Origin of the sequence: Citrobacter sp. MGH105 (assembly GCF_001037485.2) — a bacterium.
GTDB lineage: Bacteria > Pseudomonadota > Gammaproteobacteria > Enterobacterales > Enterobacteriaceae > Citrobacter > Citrobacter portucalensis.
The window spans coordinates 4,754,286-4,771,691 of the sequence record NZ_CP073048.1; the positions used below are offsets into that span (position 1 = coordinate 4,754,286).

Here is a 17,406-nt window from a genome sequence, read left to right on the forward strand (position 1 = left end):
TATGGTCAATGCAATCTTCTGTGCTCACGGCAAACTGGCCTGCGCCATGCTGGAATCGGTACAGATGGTCTACGGTGATGCCAACGTTGAAGCCGTGGCATTTGTCCCCGGAGAGAACGCCAGCGACATTGTGGAAAAGCTAAAAAAGTTAGTAAGTATTCACACTAGCGATGAATGGCTGATTGCCGTCGATTTACAGTGTGGCAGTCCCTGGAATGCTGCCGCGACGCTGGCGATGCACAATCCGGCGATACGGGTCATTAGCGGGTTATCACTGCCGTTGGCGCTGGAGCTGGTAGACAACCAAAGCAGTATGAATGTAGATGAACTGTGCGAACACCTGACGACCATTGCTCAACAAACCTGTGTCGTCTGGAAGCATCTGGAAACGGCCGAAGAGGATTTCTGATGAACATTACCCTTGCTCGTATTGATGACCGTCTGATCCACGGTCAGGTCACCACCGTCTGGTCGAAGGTGGCGAATGCCCAACGGATTATTATCTGTAATGACGACGTTTATAACGATGAAGTACGTCGCACATTATTACGTCAGGCTGCCCCACCGGGAATGAAAGTGAACGTCGTTAATATCGAAAAGGCGGTCGCGGTTTACCATAATCCGCAATACCAGAACGAAACCGTTTTTTATCTATTTACCCGCCCACAGGATGCATTAGCAATGGTAAAACAAGGCGTGAAAATCGCCACGTTAAATATTGGTGGCATGGCCTGGCGGCCTTGTAAAAAACAATTAACCAAAGCCGTTTCTTTAGATAACGACGATATTCATGCGTTTCGTGAGTTAGGTAAACTGGGTGTTACGCTGGATTTACGCGTTGTCGCATCCGATCCATCTATTAATATTCTCGAAAAAATAGAAGAACAATCGTTCGCTGAATAAATAAAAATGCCTGTGTACTTATGCTTTAACAGGCAGGGATGATCACATTCACAAGGTGACATATTATGGAAATAAGTACCCTACAAATTATCGCCATATTCCTATTTTCCTGTATTGCCGGAATGGGCAGCGTGCTGGATGAGTTCCAGACCCACCGTCCGCTAATTGCTTGTACCGTTATCGGCCTAATCCTTGGTGATTTAAAAACCGGGATTATGCTCGGCGGCACGCTGGAGTTAATCGCTCTTGGCTGGATGAACGTCGGCGCAGCGCAGTCTCCCGATTCGGCGCTCGCCAGTATTATCTCCGCCATTCTGGTTATCGTCGGTCAGCAAAGCATTGCTACCGGTATCGCCATCGCCCTGCCAGTCGCGGCGGCAGGTCAGGTGCTGACGGTATTCGCCCGTACCATCACCGTGGTGTTCCAGCACGCGGCGGATAAAGCAGCCGAAGACGCCCGCTTTCGCACCATCGACATGCTGCACGTTTCCGCTCTCGGCGTACAGGCGCTGCGCGTTGCCATTCCTGCATTAATCGTCTCGCTGTTTGTCAGCGCCGATATGGTCAGCAATATGCTCAACGCCATTCCGGAATTCGTCACCCGCGGATTGCAGATTGCCGGTGGCTTTATTGTGGTGGTCGGCTACGCCATGGTGCTGCGCATGATGGGCGTGAAGTACCTGATGCCCTTCTTCTTCCTCGGGTTTATCGCTGGGGGTTATCTCGATTTGAGCCTGCTGGCTTTCGGTGGGGTTGGCGTGATTATCGCGCTGGTCTACATCCAGTTGAACCCACAGTGGCGTAAAGCCGAACCGCAGGCGCAACCCGCCTCTTCTCAAGCTCTCGATCAGCTTGATGACTAATGGAGCCAGCCATGGAACAGAAAAAACTGACCAAATCCGACCTGTTTAGCATGTTTGTTCGCTCCAACCTGCAACAGGCGTCATTTAACTTTGAACGCATTCATGGGCTGGGCTTTTGCTACGACATGATCCCTGCCATCAAGCGCCTGTATCCGCTGAAAGAGGACCAGGTTGCAGCACTCAAACGCCACCTAGTGTTTTTCAACACCACGCCTGCCGTGTGCGGCCCGGTGATTGGCGTGACCGCCGCGATGGAAGAAGCTCGCGCCAATGGTGCGGAAATTGACGACGGCGCCATCAACGGCATCAAAGTTGGGCTGATGGGCCCGCTGGCCGGTGTTGGCGACCCGTTGGTCTGGGGAACATTGCGCCCGATTACCGCGGCGCTCGGCGCATCGCTGGCGCTGTCCGGAAACATTCTCGGCCCACTATTATTCTTCTTTATTTTCAATGCAGTACGTCTTGCCATGAAGTGGTACGGCTTACAGCTTGGCTTTCGTAAAGGGGTCAATATCGTCAGCGACATGGGCGGCAACCTGCTGCAGAAACTGACCGAAGGCGCATCGATTCTCGGCCTGTTTGTCATGGGGGTGTTGGTCACCAAATGGACCAGCATCAACGTGCCGCTGGTGGTATCGCAAACGCCTGGCGCAGACGGCACCACCGTCACCATGACCGTGCAGAACATTCTCGACCAACTCTGCCCCGGCCTGCTGGCGCTGGGTCTGACGCTGCTGATGGTGCGTCTGCTCAACAGGAAAATTAATCCGGTATGGCTGATCTTCGCCCTGTTTGCGCTGGGAATTATCGGTAACGCGCTGGGCTTCCTGTCCTGATTTTTTCGCCCCGGCGATGCCGGGGCTACTTCAACAAATAGTCTTCGAAAGAGGAAGAGGTGGTAACAATGCAAACAACAACAGCTTTACGTCTTTATGGTAAACGCGATCTGCGCCTGGAAACCTTCGATCTTCCTGAAATGCAGGACGATGAAATTCTGGCCTCAGTCGTAACCGACAGCCTGTGCCTTTCTTCCTGGAAAGAGGCTAACCAGGGCGAGAACCACAAAAAGGTGCCAGACGATGTGGCTACCAACCCGATCATCATCGGTCACGAGTTTTGCGGCGATATCATTGCCGTAGGCAAAAAATGGCAGCATAAGTTTCAGCCCGGCCAGCGCTATGTCATTCAGGCTAACCTGCAACTGCCGGATCGCCCGGACTGCCCCGGCTACTCCTTCCCGTGGGTAGGCGGTGAAGCCACGCACGTCATCATTCCTGATGAAGTCATGGAGCAGGACTGCCTGTTAGCCTACGAAGGTGAAACCTATTTTGAAGGCTCGTTGGTTGAGCCGCTGTCCTGCGTGATTGGCGCATTCAACGCCAACTATCACCTACAGGAAGGCACTTATAACCATAAGATGGGCATTCGTCCGCAGGGGCGCACGTTAATCCTCGGCGGTACCGGGCCAATGGGACTACTGGCGATCGACTATGCACTGCATGGACCGGTTAACCCGGCGCTGCTGGTGGTGACCGACACCAATAACGACAAGTTGAACTACGCCCGCAAGCACTATCCATCAGAACCACAAACGTTGATCCATTATCTCCACGCCCAGGATGCGGGTTATGACACCTTGATGGCGCTGAGCGGCGGACACGGGTTTGATGACATCTTTGTTTTTGTGCCCAACGAACAGCTGGTTACGCTGGCCTCTTCTTTGCTGGCTGCTGATGGTTGCATGAACTTCTTTGCCGGTCCGCAGGATAAGCAGTTTAGCGCACCGATTAACTTCTACGACGTGCACTATGCCTTCACCCATTATGTTGGGACATCTGGCGGCAATACCGACGACATGCGCACGGCGGTAAAACTGATCGAAGAGAAGAAAGTTCAGGCGGCAAAAGTGGTGACACACATTCTGGGATTGAATGCGGCAGGTGAAACAACGCTGGAACTGCCGCAAGTCGGTGGGGGTAAAAAACTGGTTTACACCGGAAAAGCATTGCCGTTAACTGCGCTCACCCAGATTGACGATCCGGCCTTGCGCGATATCCTGGAGCGTCATCAGGGGATCTGGTCGCAGGAAGCCGAACAGTACATATTGTCTCACGCCGAGGAAATTTAACATGATTAACCGCGACACCCAGTTGTGCATGTCGCTTGCCGGTCGCCCCGGCAACTTTGGCACACGCTTTCATAACTATCTATATGAAAAGTTAGGGTTAAATTTTATCTACAAAGCCTTTACTACGCAGGATATTGAGGCCGCAGTGAAAGGCGTTCGCGCACTCGGGATTCGCGGCTGTGCGGTCTCTATGCCGTTTAAAGAGAGTTGCATGCCGTTTCTGGATGCCATCGACCCTTCCGCAAAAGTCATTGATTCCGTTAACACCATTGTCAATGACAACGGTACGCTGACAGGATTTAACACCGACTACATTGCGGTAAAAAGCCTGATTACCAGCCACCAGCTTGATAACCACGCACGCGTCATGATCCGCGGCAGCGGTGGAATGGGTAAAGCGGTCATTGCTGCATTTCGCGATGCCGGTTTTCGCGATGTGATCGTCGCCGCCCGTAACCGGGAGAGCGGTCCGGCGCTGGCAAAACAGTACGGTTTCCAGTGGCAACCGCAGCCGGAAGGGATTACCTGCGATATTCTGGTCAACGTGACGCCAGTCGGCATGGCTGGCGGTAAAGAGAGCGATGAACTGGCCTACAGCGAAGCAATGGTCGCTGCCGCCAGCGTGGTGTTTGACGTCGTCGCCCTGCCGCCGGAAACACCGGTAATCAAACTGGCACAGCAATTATGTAAAAAGACCATCAGCGGTGCAGAGGTGATTGCCTTACAGGCCGTAGAGCAGTTCGCCATGTACACCGGCGTACGCCCAGATGACGCGCTAATCGCCGAAGCGGCAGAATTTGCGCGGGCGGGGTAAGAGAGCAGGAACAGAGCGCCAGGGGTGGGCGCTCTGTCTATTTTAGGTACTATGCAACAGCGAACAGTTGCTGGTCAGCTTTCGCTTCTAACTGCACCAGTGCGGGAATCAACTGGCTGATGTTGACCAGACTGTGTCCTAACTGGCATATGCTCTCATACGCAAAATGTTCCTGACCTTCACCCGCCATGGTCAGCAGGCTTTCGCCCATAAAATTCAGCGTCTGGTACAACCCTGCCAGCGCCTCTTCACAGCCAAACGATAGCGCCAGATTTTCTTCAGTAGTGAGATGGCTACAATCAAGATGGCGGAACGCCTCGGCGAGTGAGAAATAAAGTAGATCGGCCTGTGAAATGAGAGAATAGCGGACATTAAAATGGGGATAAAACGTAGTTAGTCATGCCATCAGCAGGTAATATGACGATACGCAAAAAGTACGCCATCAATTGCTAAATCATCGCGTCTAAGAAGGTTTGGGAGAGTTCAATGTCTTCAGCGTTTCAGCATCGATTCATTCTGACTGGTGGCCCAGGGTCAGGCAAAAGCACGATAATTGATACGATTATAAAACGAGGGTTTTGGTGTTCTAAAGAAGCTGGAAGAGGTGTGATCCAAGACCAGGTTAACATCGGCGGCGATGCATTACCGTGGGCCAACCAGACTGCATTTGCAGAGCTGATGCTATCCTGGGAAATGCGTTCGTGGCATGAAGCGGAAGGGCATACACAACCCTGCTTCTTTGATCGTGGTGTTCCTGATGTTGTAGGTTATTTATGTCTTTCTGAACTTACCATACCGAGGCATCTGGAAAACGCCATCGAGAAATTTCGCTATAACCGAATCGTATTTATTGCACCACCCTGGCGTGAAATATATGTACAGGACACAGAGCGCAAACAATCTTTCGATGTTGCCATCGCGACATATCACGCAATGGTAAAAACATACCGTATGTATGACTATCAGTTGATTGAATTACCATGTGTTTCTGTAGAAGAGCGAGTGGATTTTATTCTTTCCAAGATAAAACCCTGCTAAGACGGCAACTACGTGTAGTGGTGAATCACCATGCATGAATCTGTCATATTCTAGTGGACATATAGCTTCCGCTCCTGGCACAAAGCCCTCCCAATCCCCTATCATCGATTCTCGTATCAACCGCAGCATCCTGAAAAACTACGTATTATTGCGAGACACTTTCCTGTTTCCTCCAGCAAGCATTTCCCCTTACTCCCCATTTTTTACTCTCTAGTCTCAACTTGTCAATTCATAATGTAGTTTATAAAATACATGGAACGTCATCATGGAAATTCTTCAGACAATGGTTTTCCGGCGTTGGGAGCAAAACCTACGGGACAGGAGAGCTAAAACGTTCATTGCCACACGCCTTTTTCGTCTGGCTAATGGTTTAGCTGGTGATGTTAAACCTGTTGGGGAAGGCGTCAGCGAAATGCGCATTTCTTACGGTCCTGGCTACAGGATTTACTTTAAACAGCAAGGTTGCCGCATCATCATTTTGTTATGTGGGGGCGATAAAAGCTCACAAGCCAACGATATTACTCTTGCAAAAATGCTCGCCCGTACACTGGATTCACAGGAGATCTTCTGCCATGAATAAACTTACTCACTACGATCCCGCGACTGCGCTGGTTGATGATGAAGAAATTGCCGTGTTTATGGCCGATGCCCTCGAAACAGGCGATGCAGCATACATTGCAAAAGCACTGGGCGTGGTAGCTCGCGCTAAGGGAATGGCGAACATTGCGGCAGAAACGGGATTATCCCGCGAGCAGCTTTATCGCTCTTTTAGTGAGAAAGGTAACCCGACGCTGAAAACCACCCTTGCAGTGATGAAGGTACTCGGCATTGAATTGACACTTAAAAAATAGCCTCAGCTTCTATCTCCCCCCTTCCAACATCGTGAGCCATATCAGTAAGGCGTTAGCCTGATAGTGGTAGCATTAGCGCGGTTTGTAATTTTCTGATTACATGGAGAAATGATGGAACTGCTTTTATTGAGTAACTCGACGCTGCCGGGCAAAGGCTGGATGGAACATGCGCTGCCGCTGATTGCTGAACAACTGAATGGTCGCCGTACGGCGGTGTTTATTCCGTTCGCTGGCGTGACGCAAACCTGGGATGAGTACACGGCGAAAACGGCTGCCATCTTTGCGCCAATGGGCGTCAACGTTACGGGTATTCATACCGTTGCCGATCCGATTGCCGCTATTGAAAACGCAGAGCTGGTGATTGTCGGCGGGGGTAATACCTTCCAGTTACTGAAAGAAAGCCGCGAACGCGGACTGCTGGCGCCGATTGTGGATGTCGTCAAACGCGGTGCGCTGTACATCGGCTGGAGCGCAGGTTCCAACCTTGCCTGCCAGACCATCCGCACTACCAACGACATGCCGATTGTCGATCCAAAAGGTTTTGATGCGCTGGGTCTGTTCCCGCTGCAGATTAACCCACACTTCACCAACGCGCTGCCGGAAGGCCATAAAGGCGAAACGCGTGAACAGCGTATCCGCGAGCTGCTGGTTGTGGCACCGGAGCTGACGGTGATTGGCCTGCCGGAAGGGAACTGGATTAAGGTAAGTAACGGTCAATCCGTGCTCGGCGGCCCGAACACCACGTATATCTTTAAAGCGGGTGAAGAAGCGGTTGCCGTTGAAGCAGGCCACTGCTTTTAGTTGATTTGTTGTCTGATGCCGGATGGCGGCTTCGCTTTATCCGGGCTACAACTGTAGGCCTGATAAGCGCAGCGCCATCAGGCAGTTCAGCGCACATTGCCGGATGCGGCTTCGCCTTATCCGGCTTACCGGACTGCGCCATCGGGCAATATTTCACCTGTCCTCATTAGTAATCATCCCGCTCATCGTCTTCATCCGGCTGTTCCAGCACGCTGTAAGCCACGGAACAAAACAGCGAGTTCAGACGCTGCATATCGCCCAACAGCGCCAGGTGCAAGGAGCTGGTCTCGATGCTCTGCACGTTCTGTTGATGCAGACGGTCAACGTGCGCATGCGAATAACGACGATTGAGAATACGGAAGCGGTGCTTGCTGCGACGCAGACGACGGGCACTGGTCACATCTCCTGAGAAGAACACTGACATCGCCAGCTGCAGATTGCTGAGCAACTGATCGTAGAGCGCATCCAGTTCTTTCAGCCCTTCGACAGAGAATGCCCGGCGGGCGGCCAGCGACTTATCGGCTATCTCGCTGCCCATACGTTCGACAATATCGGAAGCCTGCTCAAGGTTGAGCGACATTTCGATAATCTCCGCCCAACGGCGCGATTCCTCTTCCGCCAGCTCATCCTTTGGCATCCGCGCCAGATAGAGCTTAATTGCCGTGTACAGCACGTTAATGTCGTCCGCCATCCTGCGCAGCTCTTTCTCTTCACGTGGTTCGCCGTGCATTACTTTCTTCAGCCCGTCCATCATCTGCTCCATCGCGTCGCCGATACGCAGGGCTTCACGGGCGGCATTGGCCAGCGCGAGCGTCGGCGTATCCAGCGCGCTGACGTCCAGATGTTTGGGTTTCAGATGTGCATCCAGCTCCGGCTCATCGCGGATGATGCGCTTACAAAAACGCGCCATCGGTTCGGCGAACGGCACCATCGCCACACAGCGCACCAGGTTGTAGAAGACGTGGAAGTAGATAACCAGTTCAGATTTCGGCAGCGGCAGTTCATCCATCAGATTGGCCAGCGGATGAACAAACGGCAGGATAATCAGACTGCCCACCAGCTTAAACAGCAGGCTGCCGAGCGCCACGCGACGGGCAGCAGCATTCGCAGCACTGTTGTTGAGCATCGCCAACAGACCGGAGCCGAGGTTGGCACCAATCACCAGACACAACGCCACCGGGAACGAGATAATGCCTGCCGCGGTCAGCGTGGCCGTCAGCAGCACCGCCGCCAGACTGGAGTAACTGATAATCGCAAACATAGCGCCAATCAGCGCATCCAGCATAATATCGCCGGTCAACGAGGCGAAAATAACCTGTACGCCGTTAGCCTGAGTTATCGGCGTGACCGCCTGCACAATCAGCTCCAGCGCAAGTAAAATCAACCCCAGCCCGATGCCAACCCGCCCCAGTTGCCCCACGCGGGACTGCTTACGCCCGAGAAAGAAGATCACGCCGATGAAAATCAGCAGTGGGGATAGCCATGAGAGATCGAAGGTCAGGATACGCGCCATCAGCGCGGTCCCCACGTCGGCACCCAGCACAATGACCAGCGCCGGGGTAAGCGCCACGAGATCTTGGGCGACAAACGAGGTCACCAGCATGGTGGTGGCGTTGCTGCTTTGCACCAGCGCCGTCACGCCGATACCCGCACAAAAGGCGAGCGGCTTCTTTTCAACACTACGGCTGAGGACGGTACGCAAGCGGGCGCCAAAGACACGCATCACGCCGGTACGCACAATATGCGTACCCCAAACCAGCATAGATACAGCAGAAAGCAGGTGTAACAGAGTTAACACGGAATCAGGTTCTCCTTATTTTTATGGTTTTTTGAGGCTCATTTGCCTGATGGCGCTGCGCTTATCAGGCCTACAAATCATCCCTATGTAGGCCGGATAAGGCGTTTACGCCGCCATCCGGCAACGGCCCCCTTTCAGTATAAGGGTTTAAACGTAATAAAGAGACAGGGCACTCATTGAGCGCCCTGTTTGTTGTAAAGAAAGATGACAGTTTTGTGAATCAGTCGGCGTCGTAGCCGAGGTTCGGCGCTAACCAGCGCTCCACTTCCGCCACGCTCATGCCTTTACGGAAGGCATAATCTTCAACCTGATCGCGCTGGATTTGCGCCACGGCGTAGTACTTGCTGTCCGGATGACTGAAATACCAGCCGGAAACCGACGCGCCTGGCCACATGGCGAAGGATTCGGTGAGTTTCATCCCGGTGTGCGCTTCCACATCCAGCAGTTCCCAGATGGTGGCTTTTTCGGTGTGTTCCGGGCACGCCGGATAGCCTGGTGCCGGGCGAATCCCCTGGTAGTTTTCGCGGATCAGCTCCTCGTTACTGAGGTTCTCATTCGCCGCATAGCCCCAGTAGACTTTACGCACACGCTCATGCAGATATTCTGCGAATGCTTCCGCCAGACGGTCAGCAATCGCTTTCACCATGATCTTGTTGTAGTCGTCATGCTGGGCTTCGAAGGCGTCCGCCAGCGCATCTTCCTCCAGCCCCCCGGTCACCGCGAAAGCACCGATATAATCCGCTTTGCCGCTCAGTTTCGGCGCAACAAAGTCAGACAGGCAGTAGTTGGCGAAACCGACTTTTTCCGTCTGCTGGCGCAGATGATGACTCACGTTGATGACGTGCGTACGCGTCTCGTCACGGTAAATCTCGATGTCGTCACCCACGCGGTTTGCCGGGAATAACCCCACCACGCCGCGCGGATTCAGGGTCTTCTCAGCGCTGAGTTTATCCAGCATGTCGTTGGCGTCTTTGAACAAGCGCTTCGCCTCTTCTCCTACTACCTCATCTTCGAGAATGCGCGGGTATTTCCCGGCCAGCGACCAGGTCATAAAGAACGGCGTCCAGTCGATGTAATTGCGCAGAGTTTCGATGCTGGCTTCCACTTCCTGCACGCCCAGACGGTGCGCCACCGGCGGGGTGTAGTTTTCCCAGTCGAAGGCCAGATCGTTGTCGCGGGCAGCCTGTAACGTTACTGGCGGGGTACGCGGTTTCTTACGCGCATGCTGGATACGCACGGTTTCGTACTCTTTACGCGTACGGGCGACAAAGTCATCGCGCTGGGTATCAGATAGCAGCGCAGCCACCACGCCAACGGTACGCGAGGCGTTCTGCACGTACACCGTCGGGCCGCTGTAGTTCTGCTCAATTTTCACCGCCGTGTGCGCTTTTGAGGTGGTCGCGCCGCCAATCAGCAGCGGAATAGTGAAACCCTGACGCTCCATCTCTTTCGCCACGTTGACCATTTCGTCCAGCGACGGGGTAATCAGCCCGGAAAGGCCTATCAAGTCGGCATTCACTTCACGCGCCGTTCTGAGGATTTTCTCCGCGGGCACCATCACGCCAAGATCGACGATTTCGTAGTTGTTACATTGCAGCACCACGCCGACAATGTTTTTGCCGATATCGTGCACATCGCCCTTCACGGTCGCGATGACCATTTTGCCATTGCTGGAGCCTTTCTCTTTGCTGGCCTCAATGTACGGTTCGAGGTACGCCACCGCCTGCTTCATCACGCGGGCGGATTTCACCACCTGCGGCAGGAACATTTTTCCTTCGCCGAACAGATCGCCAACGACGTTCATGCCGTCCATCAGCGGTCCTTCAATAACTTCGATCGGACGCGCAGCCTGCTGGCGCGCTTCCTCGGTATCCAGCTCAATAAACTCGGTAATGCCTTTCACCAGCGAGTATTCGAGGCGCTTTTTCACCTCCCAGGTGCGCCATTCCGCCATCTGGGCATTCGCCGTGTCGTCGGTTTTACTGCCGCGATATTTCTCTGCCAGCTCCAGCAGTCGTTCGGTGCCATCGTCACGACGGTTGAGGATCACATCTTCAACCGCATCGCGTAGCTCGGCGGGCAGGTCGTCGTAAATTGCCAGCTGCCCGGCATTGACGATCCCCATGTCCATGCCGTTGCGAATGGCGTAGTAGAGGAATACCGCGTGAATGGCTTCACGTACCGGGTCGTTGCCACGGAACGAGAATGAAACGTTAGAAACGCCGCCGGAGATCAGTGCGTGTGGCAGTTCGCGTTTGATGTCTTCACACGCGCCGATAAAGTCCTGCGCGTAGTTGTTGTGCTCATCAATACCGGTCGCGACAGCAAAGATGTTCGGGTCGAAGATGATGTCTTCCGGCGGGAAGCCTACCTCTTCGGTAAGAATTTTGTACGCCCGACGGCAGATTTCGATTTTACGTGCGCGGGTATCGGCCTGCCCTTGCTCGTCAAAGGCCATCACCACCACCGCGGCACCGTAGCGACGCAGCAGCTTCGCGTGATGGATAAAGGTCTCAACCCCCTCTTTCATCGAGATGGAGTTAACGATGCCTTTACCCTGAATGCACTTCAGCCCTTTCTCGATAACGTCCCATTTCGAGGAGTCGATCATAATCGGCACGCGGGCGATATCCGGCTCACCGGCGATCAGGTTGAGGAAACGCACCATTGCCGCTTCGGCGTCGAGCATCCCCTCATCCATGTTGATATCGATGATCTGCGCGCCGCTTTCCACCTGCTGACGGGCGACGTCCAGCGCTTCGCTGTATTTCTCTTCTTTGATCAGGCGTTTAAACTTGGCCGAACCGGTGACGTTGGTACGCTCGCCGACGTTCACAAACAGGCTGTCGTCGCCGATGTTCAGCGGCTCAAGGCCGGAAAGGCGGCAGGCAACCGGGATTTCCGGCAAGCGGCGCGGCGGTAAGCCATCCACTGCGCGGCTCATGGCGGCGATATGTTCCGGCGTGGTGCCGCAGCAGCCGCCGACGATATTCAGGAAACCGGCCTCAGCCCACTCGCGAATCTGCGCCGCCATGGTGTCGGCGTCGAGATCGTATTCACCAAAGGCGTTCGGCAGACCGGCGTTCGGGTGCGCGGTCACGTAGCATTCGGCTATGCGCGACAGTTCCTGCACGTACTGGCGCAATTCGTCCGGACCTAAGGCACAGTTCAGACCGAAGGTCAGCGCATCGGCGTGGCGCAGGGAGTTGTAGAATGCTTCGGTAGTCTGGCCGGAGAGCGTACGCCCGGAAGCATCGGTGATGGTGCCGGAGAGCATAATCGGCAGCTCAACGCCCAGCGCTTCAAATTCGGTTTTAACCGCGAAAATAGCGGCTTTGGCGTTCAGAGTATCGAAGACGGTTTCAATCAGGATCAGGTCACTGCCGCCTTCCACCAGCGCTTTGGTGGATTCACGGTAGGCGGCCACCAGCTGATCAAAGGTAATGTTGCGGTAAGCCGGGTCGTTAACATCAGGCGAGATAGACGCCGTACGGTTCGTTGGGCCAAGCACGCCCGCGACGTAGCGCGGTTTTTCCGGCGTGCGCGCCGTCCATTCGTCAGCCGCCGCACGCGCCAGTTTGGCTGCCGCAAAGTTGATTTCCGCCGACAGGGATTCCATCTGGTAATCCGCCATGGCGATAGTCGTCGAGTTAAAGGTGTTGGTTTCGATGATATCCGCGCCCGCCTCAAAGTAGGCGTTATGGATGGCGGCGATGACCTCCGGTTTGCTGAGCACCAACAAGTCGTTGTTACCTTTCAGATCGCACGGCCAGTCGGCAAAGCGTTCGCCGCGGAAATCCTCTTCGCTCAGACGATATCCCTGGATCATGGTGCCCATACCGCCGTCCAGCACCAGAATACGTTCATTTAACTGCTGACGTAATTGTTCTACTTTGCTGCTCACACTCGCTCCCGACAACGCTCAACCAGACCGAAAAAAACTCAACAGGTCATACTGGCACAAACCTGAGAGGCGGAAAAGAGAACAACGGCCAACATGAGACATGTTCAGCTTCACTCATCCGATCAGTACAGGAATTCTTGCATTATAATTGAATAAAACGAAAATGATTTCCACGATACAGAAAAGGAGTCTGCCATGGTAGCCACTGTCCCCGCGAAACGCGGTAGAAAACCCGCCGCCGCTACTGCGCCTGCAGCCGGGCAGGTTCAGTCTCTGACCCGCGGCCTGAAGCTGCTGGAGTGGATTGCGGAATCCAACGGCAGCGTGGCGCTGACCGAGCTGGCTCAGCAGGCCGGCCTGCCAAACTCCACGACTCACCGTTTGCTGACCACCATGCAGCAGCAGGGTTTTGTCCGTCAGGTGGGTGAATTAGGCCACTGGGCCGTAGGTGCGCATGCGTTCATCGTAGGCAGCAGCTTTTTGCAAAGCCGTAATCTGCTGGCAATTGTGCATCCGATCCTGCGCAAGCTGATGGAAGATTCCGGTGAGACGGTAAACCTGGCCGTGCTGGATCAAAGCGACCATCAGGCCATTATTATCGACCAGGTGCAGTGCACCCAACTGATGCGCATGTCCGCGCCTATCGGCGGCAAGCTGCCGATGCACGCCTCCGGTGCGGGTAAGGCGTTTTTATCCCAACTGAGCGAAGAACAAGTGACTGGCCTGCTGCACCGCAAAGGCCTGCATGCTTATACACACGCCACGCTGGTGTCGCCAGTGCATCTGAAAGAGGATTTGGCCCAGACGCGCAAGCGCGGCTATTCCTTTGATGATGAGGAACATGCGCTGGGTCTGCGCTGCGTGGCGTCGTGCATTTATGACGAGCACCGCGAGCCGTTCGCTGCGATTTCCATCTCCGGACCCATTTCGCGTATTACCGACGATCGCGTGACCGAGTTTGGCGCCATGGCGATCAAAGCGGCGAAAGAAGTAACGCTGGCGTACGGCGGATTTCGCTAAGATGGGGTTGCCGGGTGGCGGCTACGCCTTACCCGGCCGGCTATCCAAGGTTAGGGCAGATTTGTAAGCCTGATAAGCGTAGCGCATCAGGCACGGCGCACATTGCCGGATGGCGGCGCAAGTGCTTTATCCGGCCTACGGTCGGTTTCATAACGCACGCTGAACCGCTGACGACGTCGGTAGGCGTAAACATCTTCCACGTGACCGTGTTTGATGCGCGTCTGTAGGCCGCGCCAGTAGTCAGCGCTGAACAGGTCAGCGTGCATCTCTTCAAATAGCGGCCCTATACGCGGGTCGGCACATAGCCAGTGACGAAACTCTTCCGGGAAGACATCTCCCGGCGATACGCTGTACCACGGCTCAGCGCTCATCTCATCTTCCGGGTAGCGTGGCGGCGGGATATGACGGAAATTCACCTCCGTCATGTAGCAGATTTCATCGTAATCGTAGAACACCACACGCCCGTGACGGGTCACGCCGAAGTTCTTAAATAGCATATCGCCGGGGAAAATATTGGCGGCGGCCAGCTGACGAATGGCGTTGCCGTACTCTTCAATGGCATCGCGCAGTTGCTGACCTTCGACCTGCTCCAGCCAGATATTCAGCGGCACCATCCGTCGTTCAATATACAGATGGCGAATGACGATCTGATCGCCGAGATCGGTAATTTTTTCCGGGGCTTCCTGCAATAACAGCGCCATCAGCGCCGGATCGATTTGCCGTTTCTCCAGCACAAAATTCTCGAATTCCTGGGTGTCAGCCATCCGCCCAACACGATCGTGTTCTTTGACCAGTTGATAGCAGGCGCGGACGTGGGCGGCAGACATCTCTTTTTGCGGGGCAAATTTGTCTTTGATGATTTTAAACACTCGGTCAAAACCCGGCAGCGTAAACACCAACATCACCATGCCGCGGATCCCAGGTGCTTCAATAAATTGCTCATCGCAATGGGCAAGATAGAGCAGATATTCGCGGTAACTTTCGGTCTTCGCGTGTTTCTGACAGCCAATCGCCATGTACAGTTCGGCGGTGGTTTTACCGGGCAGGATCTCGCGCAGCCACTCCACCAGCGCCGCGGGCAAAGGAGCGTAAACCATAAAATAGGAGCGGGCGAAGCCAAACACAATGCTTGCCTCCGCCGTCGTGGTCAGACAGGTATCGACAAACAATTCGCCTTCATCAGTCCGGTGGATTGGCAGTAAAAACGGTAGCGTCCCAGAAGGAGTAATCAACTTACCGACCAGCCAGGCGGCCTTGTTGCGATAAAACAGTTCGTTCGCCACCTGTAAATGGCAACCCGACAACACATCCGCTCCCAGGGTTTCGGTCAGGTGTTCGATGATGTAGTGGATATCACGATGTTTGTTCTGCCACGGCAGACGCAGGGGCAGATCGCTAAGGACGCGTGTCAGCAGCCACTCCCAGCCGGTATCAGGAAAAAAGTCTTTCGCCAGCGGACGTGGGATCGTGCGAAAACGGCGCTCTGGCTGAGAACTGAAAATAAACAGCCGCTCGGGAGTCAGCGAGCGGTGGTCAAATAACCGACAGTAAACGGAGTTAAAGAAACTCTCCGCAATCTCGAAGCGCGGGTAATCCGGCAGTAGCCGGGTGTAATGCTCTTTCACGCGAAGTAAAAAATCCGCGTCGGTACTTTTGCCGTCAGTAATGCAGCGCAACTGCTCCACCACCAGACCTACGTGATGATCGTAAAGGTGAATACGGCTTTTCATCGCCTGCTGAACCGCATGCCAGTCGGCATGTTCAAAACGCTGCTGCGCGCCGGAGGTGACTTCCAGAAAACGCCCGTACTGGGCGTCGAAACCTTGCAAGATAGTCTGAGCAATCAGTAATTCCAGGCCACGCGTCATCAATGTCTCCCATCCGGCACAACGTCATGCCGGATGGCGCGTTCGCTTATCCGGCCTACATCCCTTCGTAGGCCCGGTAAGCGCAGCGCCACCGGGCATTAATCAAAACTGCGATTCTTCGGTCGAGCCAGTCAGCGCGGTCACCGAGGAAGCTCCGCCCTGAATGATGGTGGTGACTTTGTCGAAGTAACCTGTGCCCACTTCCTGCTGATGGGAGACGAAGGTGTAACCGTCTTTAGCTGCCGCAAATTCTGGCTGCTGAACCTTCTCAACATAGTGGCGCATGCCTTCACCCTGCGCATAGGAGTGCGCGAGGTCGAACATGTTGAACCACATGCTGTGGATACCCGCCAGGGTAATGAACTGGTATTTGTAACCCATATCCGACAGCTGCTGCTGGAAGCTGGCGATAGTTTTGTCATCCAGGTTTTTCTGCCAGTTAAACGACGGCGAACAGTTGTAAGCCAGCAGTTTGCCAGGGTATTTCGCGTGGATCGCATCGGCAAAGCGCTTCGCCAGCTCAAGGTCCGGCGTGGAGGTTTCACACCACACCAGATCCGCATACGGTGCGTAGGCCAGACCACGGCTGATCGCCTGCTCAATACCCGCATGCGTACGGTAGAACCCTTCGCTGGTACGTTCGCCAGTGATGAATTCGCTGTCGTATGGGTCGCAATCAGACGTAATCAGATCGGCTGCGTCGGCATCGGTACGTGCAATCACCAGCGTCGGCACACCCATGACGTCGGCTGCCAGACGGGCGGCCACCAGTTTCTGGATAGCTTCCTGAGTCGGAACCAGCACTTTGCCGCCCATGTGACCACATTTTTTCACCGATGCGAGCTGATCTTCGAAGTGAACGGCCGCTGCACCAGCCTCAATCATCGATTTCATTAGTTCAAACGCGTTCAGTACGCCGCCAAACCCTGCTTCCGCATCGGCAACGATCGGCAGGAAGTAATCGACATAGCGAGGATCGTTCGGCTCAATACCGGTTGACCATTGGATCTGATCGGCGCGACGGAATGTGTTGTTGATCCGATCCACCACCGCCGGGACAGAGTTCGCCGGATACAGCGATTGGTCCGGGTACATGCTGGATGCCAGGTTGGCATCTGCCGCCACCTGCCAGCCTGAAAGGTAGACCGCTTCAATACCGGCTTTCGCCTGCTGCAGCGCCTGACCGCCGGTCAGCGCGCCGAGGCTGTTGATATAACCTTTCTTCGATTCGCCGTGCAGCAGACGCCACATTTTCGCCGCGCCAAGCTGCGCCAGCGTGCATTCCGGGTTGACCGAGCCACGTAATTTCACCACTTCCTCCGCGCTATATGGACGGGTGATGCCTTCCCAGCGCGGTTGAGTCCATTCTTTCTGTAATTCTTCGATTTGTTGAGTACGGGTTTTCATGTGCAGATGCT

At 54.5% G+C, this 17,406-nt stretch carries 16 protein-coding genes; 11 read left to right on the forward strand and 5 right to left on the reverse strand.

The window, feature by feature from the left end:
* The first annotated feature begins 1 nt into the window (after position 1).
* The 6 genes from SK35_RS22755 to SK35_RS22780 all read left to right on the forward strand — a co-directional run bounded on the left by SK35_RS22755 (position 2) and on the right by SK35_RS22780 (position 4,708).
* The gene (locus SK35_RS22755; protein ID WP_048215143.1) at positions 2-409 is read left to right on the forward strand and encodes a mannose/fructose/sorbose PTS transporter subunit IIA; all 408 of its coding nucleotides are present in this window, start codon (positions 2-4) and stop codon (positions 407-409) included.
* Positions 409-903 (forward strand): mannose/fructose/sorbose PTS transporter subunit IIB, encoded by a 495-nt coding sequence (locus SK35_RS22760; protein WP_048215144.1) that lies wholly within the window; start codon positions 409-411, stop codon positions 901-903. Before SK35_RS22755 ends, SK35_RS22760 begins: the two co-directional genes overlap by 1 nt.
* A gap of 65 nt (positions 904-968) precedes the next feature.
* Positions 969-1,766, forward strand: a complete 798-nt coding sequence (locus tag SK35_RS22765) for a PTS mannose/fructose/sorbose transporter subunit IIC (protein WP_003826527.1) — start codon at positions 969-971, stop codon at positions 1,764-1,766.
* An 11-nt stretch (positions 1,767-1,777) separates the two neighbouring features.
* Positions 1,778-2,602: a PTS system mannose/fructose/sorbose family transporter subunit IID gene (locus tag SK35_RS22770; protein ID WP_048215145.1), complete on the forward strand. Its 825-nt coding sequence runs from the start codon at positions 1,778-1,780 to the stop codon at positions 2,600-2,602.
* 68 nt (positions 2,603-2,670) lie between these two features.
* Complete coding sequence (sorE, locus tag SK35_RS22775; RefSeq protein WP_048215146.1) at positions 2,671-3,894, forward strand: L-sorbose 1-phosphate reductase; 1,224 nt, start codon at positions 2,671-2,673, stop codon at positions 3,892-3,894.
* Between the two features lies 1 nt (position 3,895).
* A complete protein-coding gene (locus SK35_RS22780) occupies positions 3,896-4,708 on the forward strand; it encodes a shikimate 5-dehydrogenase (RefSeq protein WP_048215147.1) in 813 nt (270 codons plus the stop codon).
* Between the two features lie 49 nt (positions 4,709-4,757).
* Here SK35_RS22780 and SK35_RS26950 read toward each other — a convergent pair whose 3' ends face one another.
* Positions 4,758-4,940, reverse strand: a complete 183-nt coding sequence (locus SK35_RS26950; RefSeq protein WP_008786892.1) for a hypothetical protein — start codon at positions 4,938-4,940, stop codon at positions 4,758-4,760.
* Between the two features lie 254 nt (positions 4,941-5,194).
* On the opposite strand from SK35_RS26950, the gene SK35_RS22790 reads away from it, so the two are divergent.
* The 4 genes from SK35_RS22790 (at position 5,195) to pepE (ending at position 7,398) form a co-directional block, all read left to right on the forward strand.
* Positions 5,195-5,746, forward strand: coding sequence for an AAA family ATPase (locus tag SK35_RS22790; protein WP_048215148.1), 552 nt, complete (start codon positions 5,195-5,197; stop codon positions 5,744-5,746).
* A gap of 262 nt (positions 5,747-6,008) precedes the next feature.
* Positions 6,009-6,326, forward strand: coding sequence for a type II toxin-antitoxin system RelE/ParE family toxin (locus tag SK35_RS22795; RefSeq protein WP_048215149.1), 318 nt, complete (start codon positions 6,009-6,011; stop codon positions 6,324-6,326).
* On the forward strand, positions 6,319-6,597 hold the full coding sequence (locus SK35_RS22800; protein ID WP_032942057.1) for an addiction module antidote protein: 279 nt from the start codon (positions 6,319-6,321) through the stop codon (positions 6,595-6,597). Before SK35_RS22795 ends, SK35_RS22800 begins: the two co-directional genes overlap by 8 nt.
* A 111-nt stretch (positions 6,598-6,708) precedes the next feature.
* Entirely contained in the window at positions 6,709-7,398 is a 690-nt protein-coding gene (gene pepE, locus SK35_RS22805; RefSeq protein ID WP_032942056.1) for a dipeptidase PepE, read from the forward strand.
* Between the two features lie 166 nt (positions 7,399-7,564).
* On the opposite strand, the gene SK35_RS22810 is transcribed toward pepE, so the two are convergent.
* Together SK35_RS22810 and metH are read right to left on the reverse strand one after the other, a co-directional pair.
* The gene (locus SK35_RS22810; RefSeq protein WP_048213962.1) at positions 7,565-9,196 is read right to left on the reverse strand and encodes a Na/Pi cotransporter family protein; all 1,632 of its coding nucleotides are present in this window, start codon (positions 9,194-9,196) and stop codon (positions 7,565-7,567) included.
* 220 nt (positions 9,197-9,416) lie between these two features.
* Positions 9,417-13,100: a methionine synthase gene (metH, locus tag SK35_RS22815; RefSeq protein WP_048215150.1), complete on the reverse strand. Its 3,684-nt coding sequence runs from the start codon at positions 13,098-13,100 to the stop codon at positions 9,417-9,419.
* Between the two features lie 195 nt (positions 13,101-13,295).
* Between metH and iclR the strand changes: the two genes are divergently transcribed.
* Entirely contained in the window at positions 13,296-14,120 is an 825-nt protein-coding gene (gene iclR, locus SK35_RS22820; RefSeq protein ID WP_048215151.1) for a glyoxylate bypass operon transcriptional repressor IclR, read from the forward strand.
* An 86-nt stretch (positions 14,121-14,206) separates the two neighbouring features.
* Here iclR and aceK read toward each other — a convergent pair whose 3' ends face one another.
* Positions 14,207-15,988 (reverse strand): bifunctional isocitrate dehydrogenase kinase/phosphatase, encoded by a 1,782-nt coding sequence (gene aceK / locus SK35_RS22825; RefSeq protein WP_048215152.1) that lies wholly within the window; start codon positions 15,986-15,988, stop codon positions 14,207-14,209.
* A gap of 102 nt (positions 15,989-16,090) precedes the next feature.
* Positions 16,091-17,395 carry an isocitrate lyase gene (gene aceA / locus SK35_RS22830; RefSeq protein WP_003826506.1) on the reverse strand — a complete coding sequence of 435 codons (1,305 nt, stop codon included), beginning with the start codon at positions 17,393-17,395 and terminating at the stop codon, positions 16,091-16,093.
* Positions 17,396-17,406 lie beyond the last annotated feature (11 nt).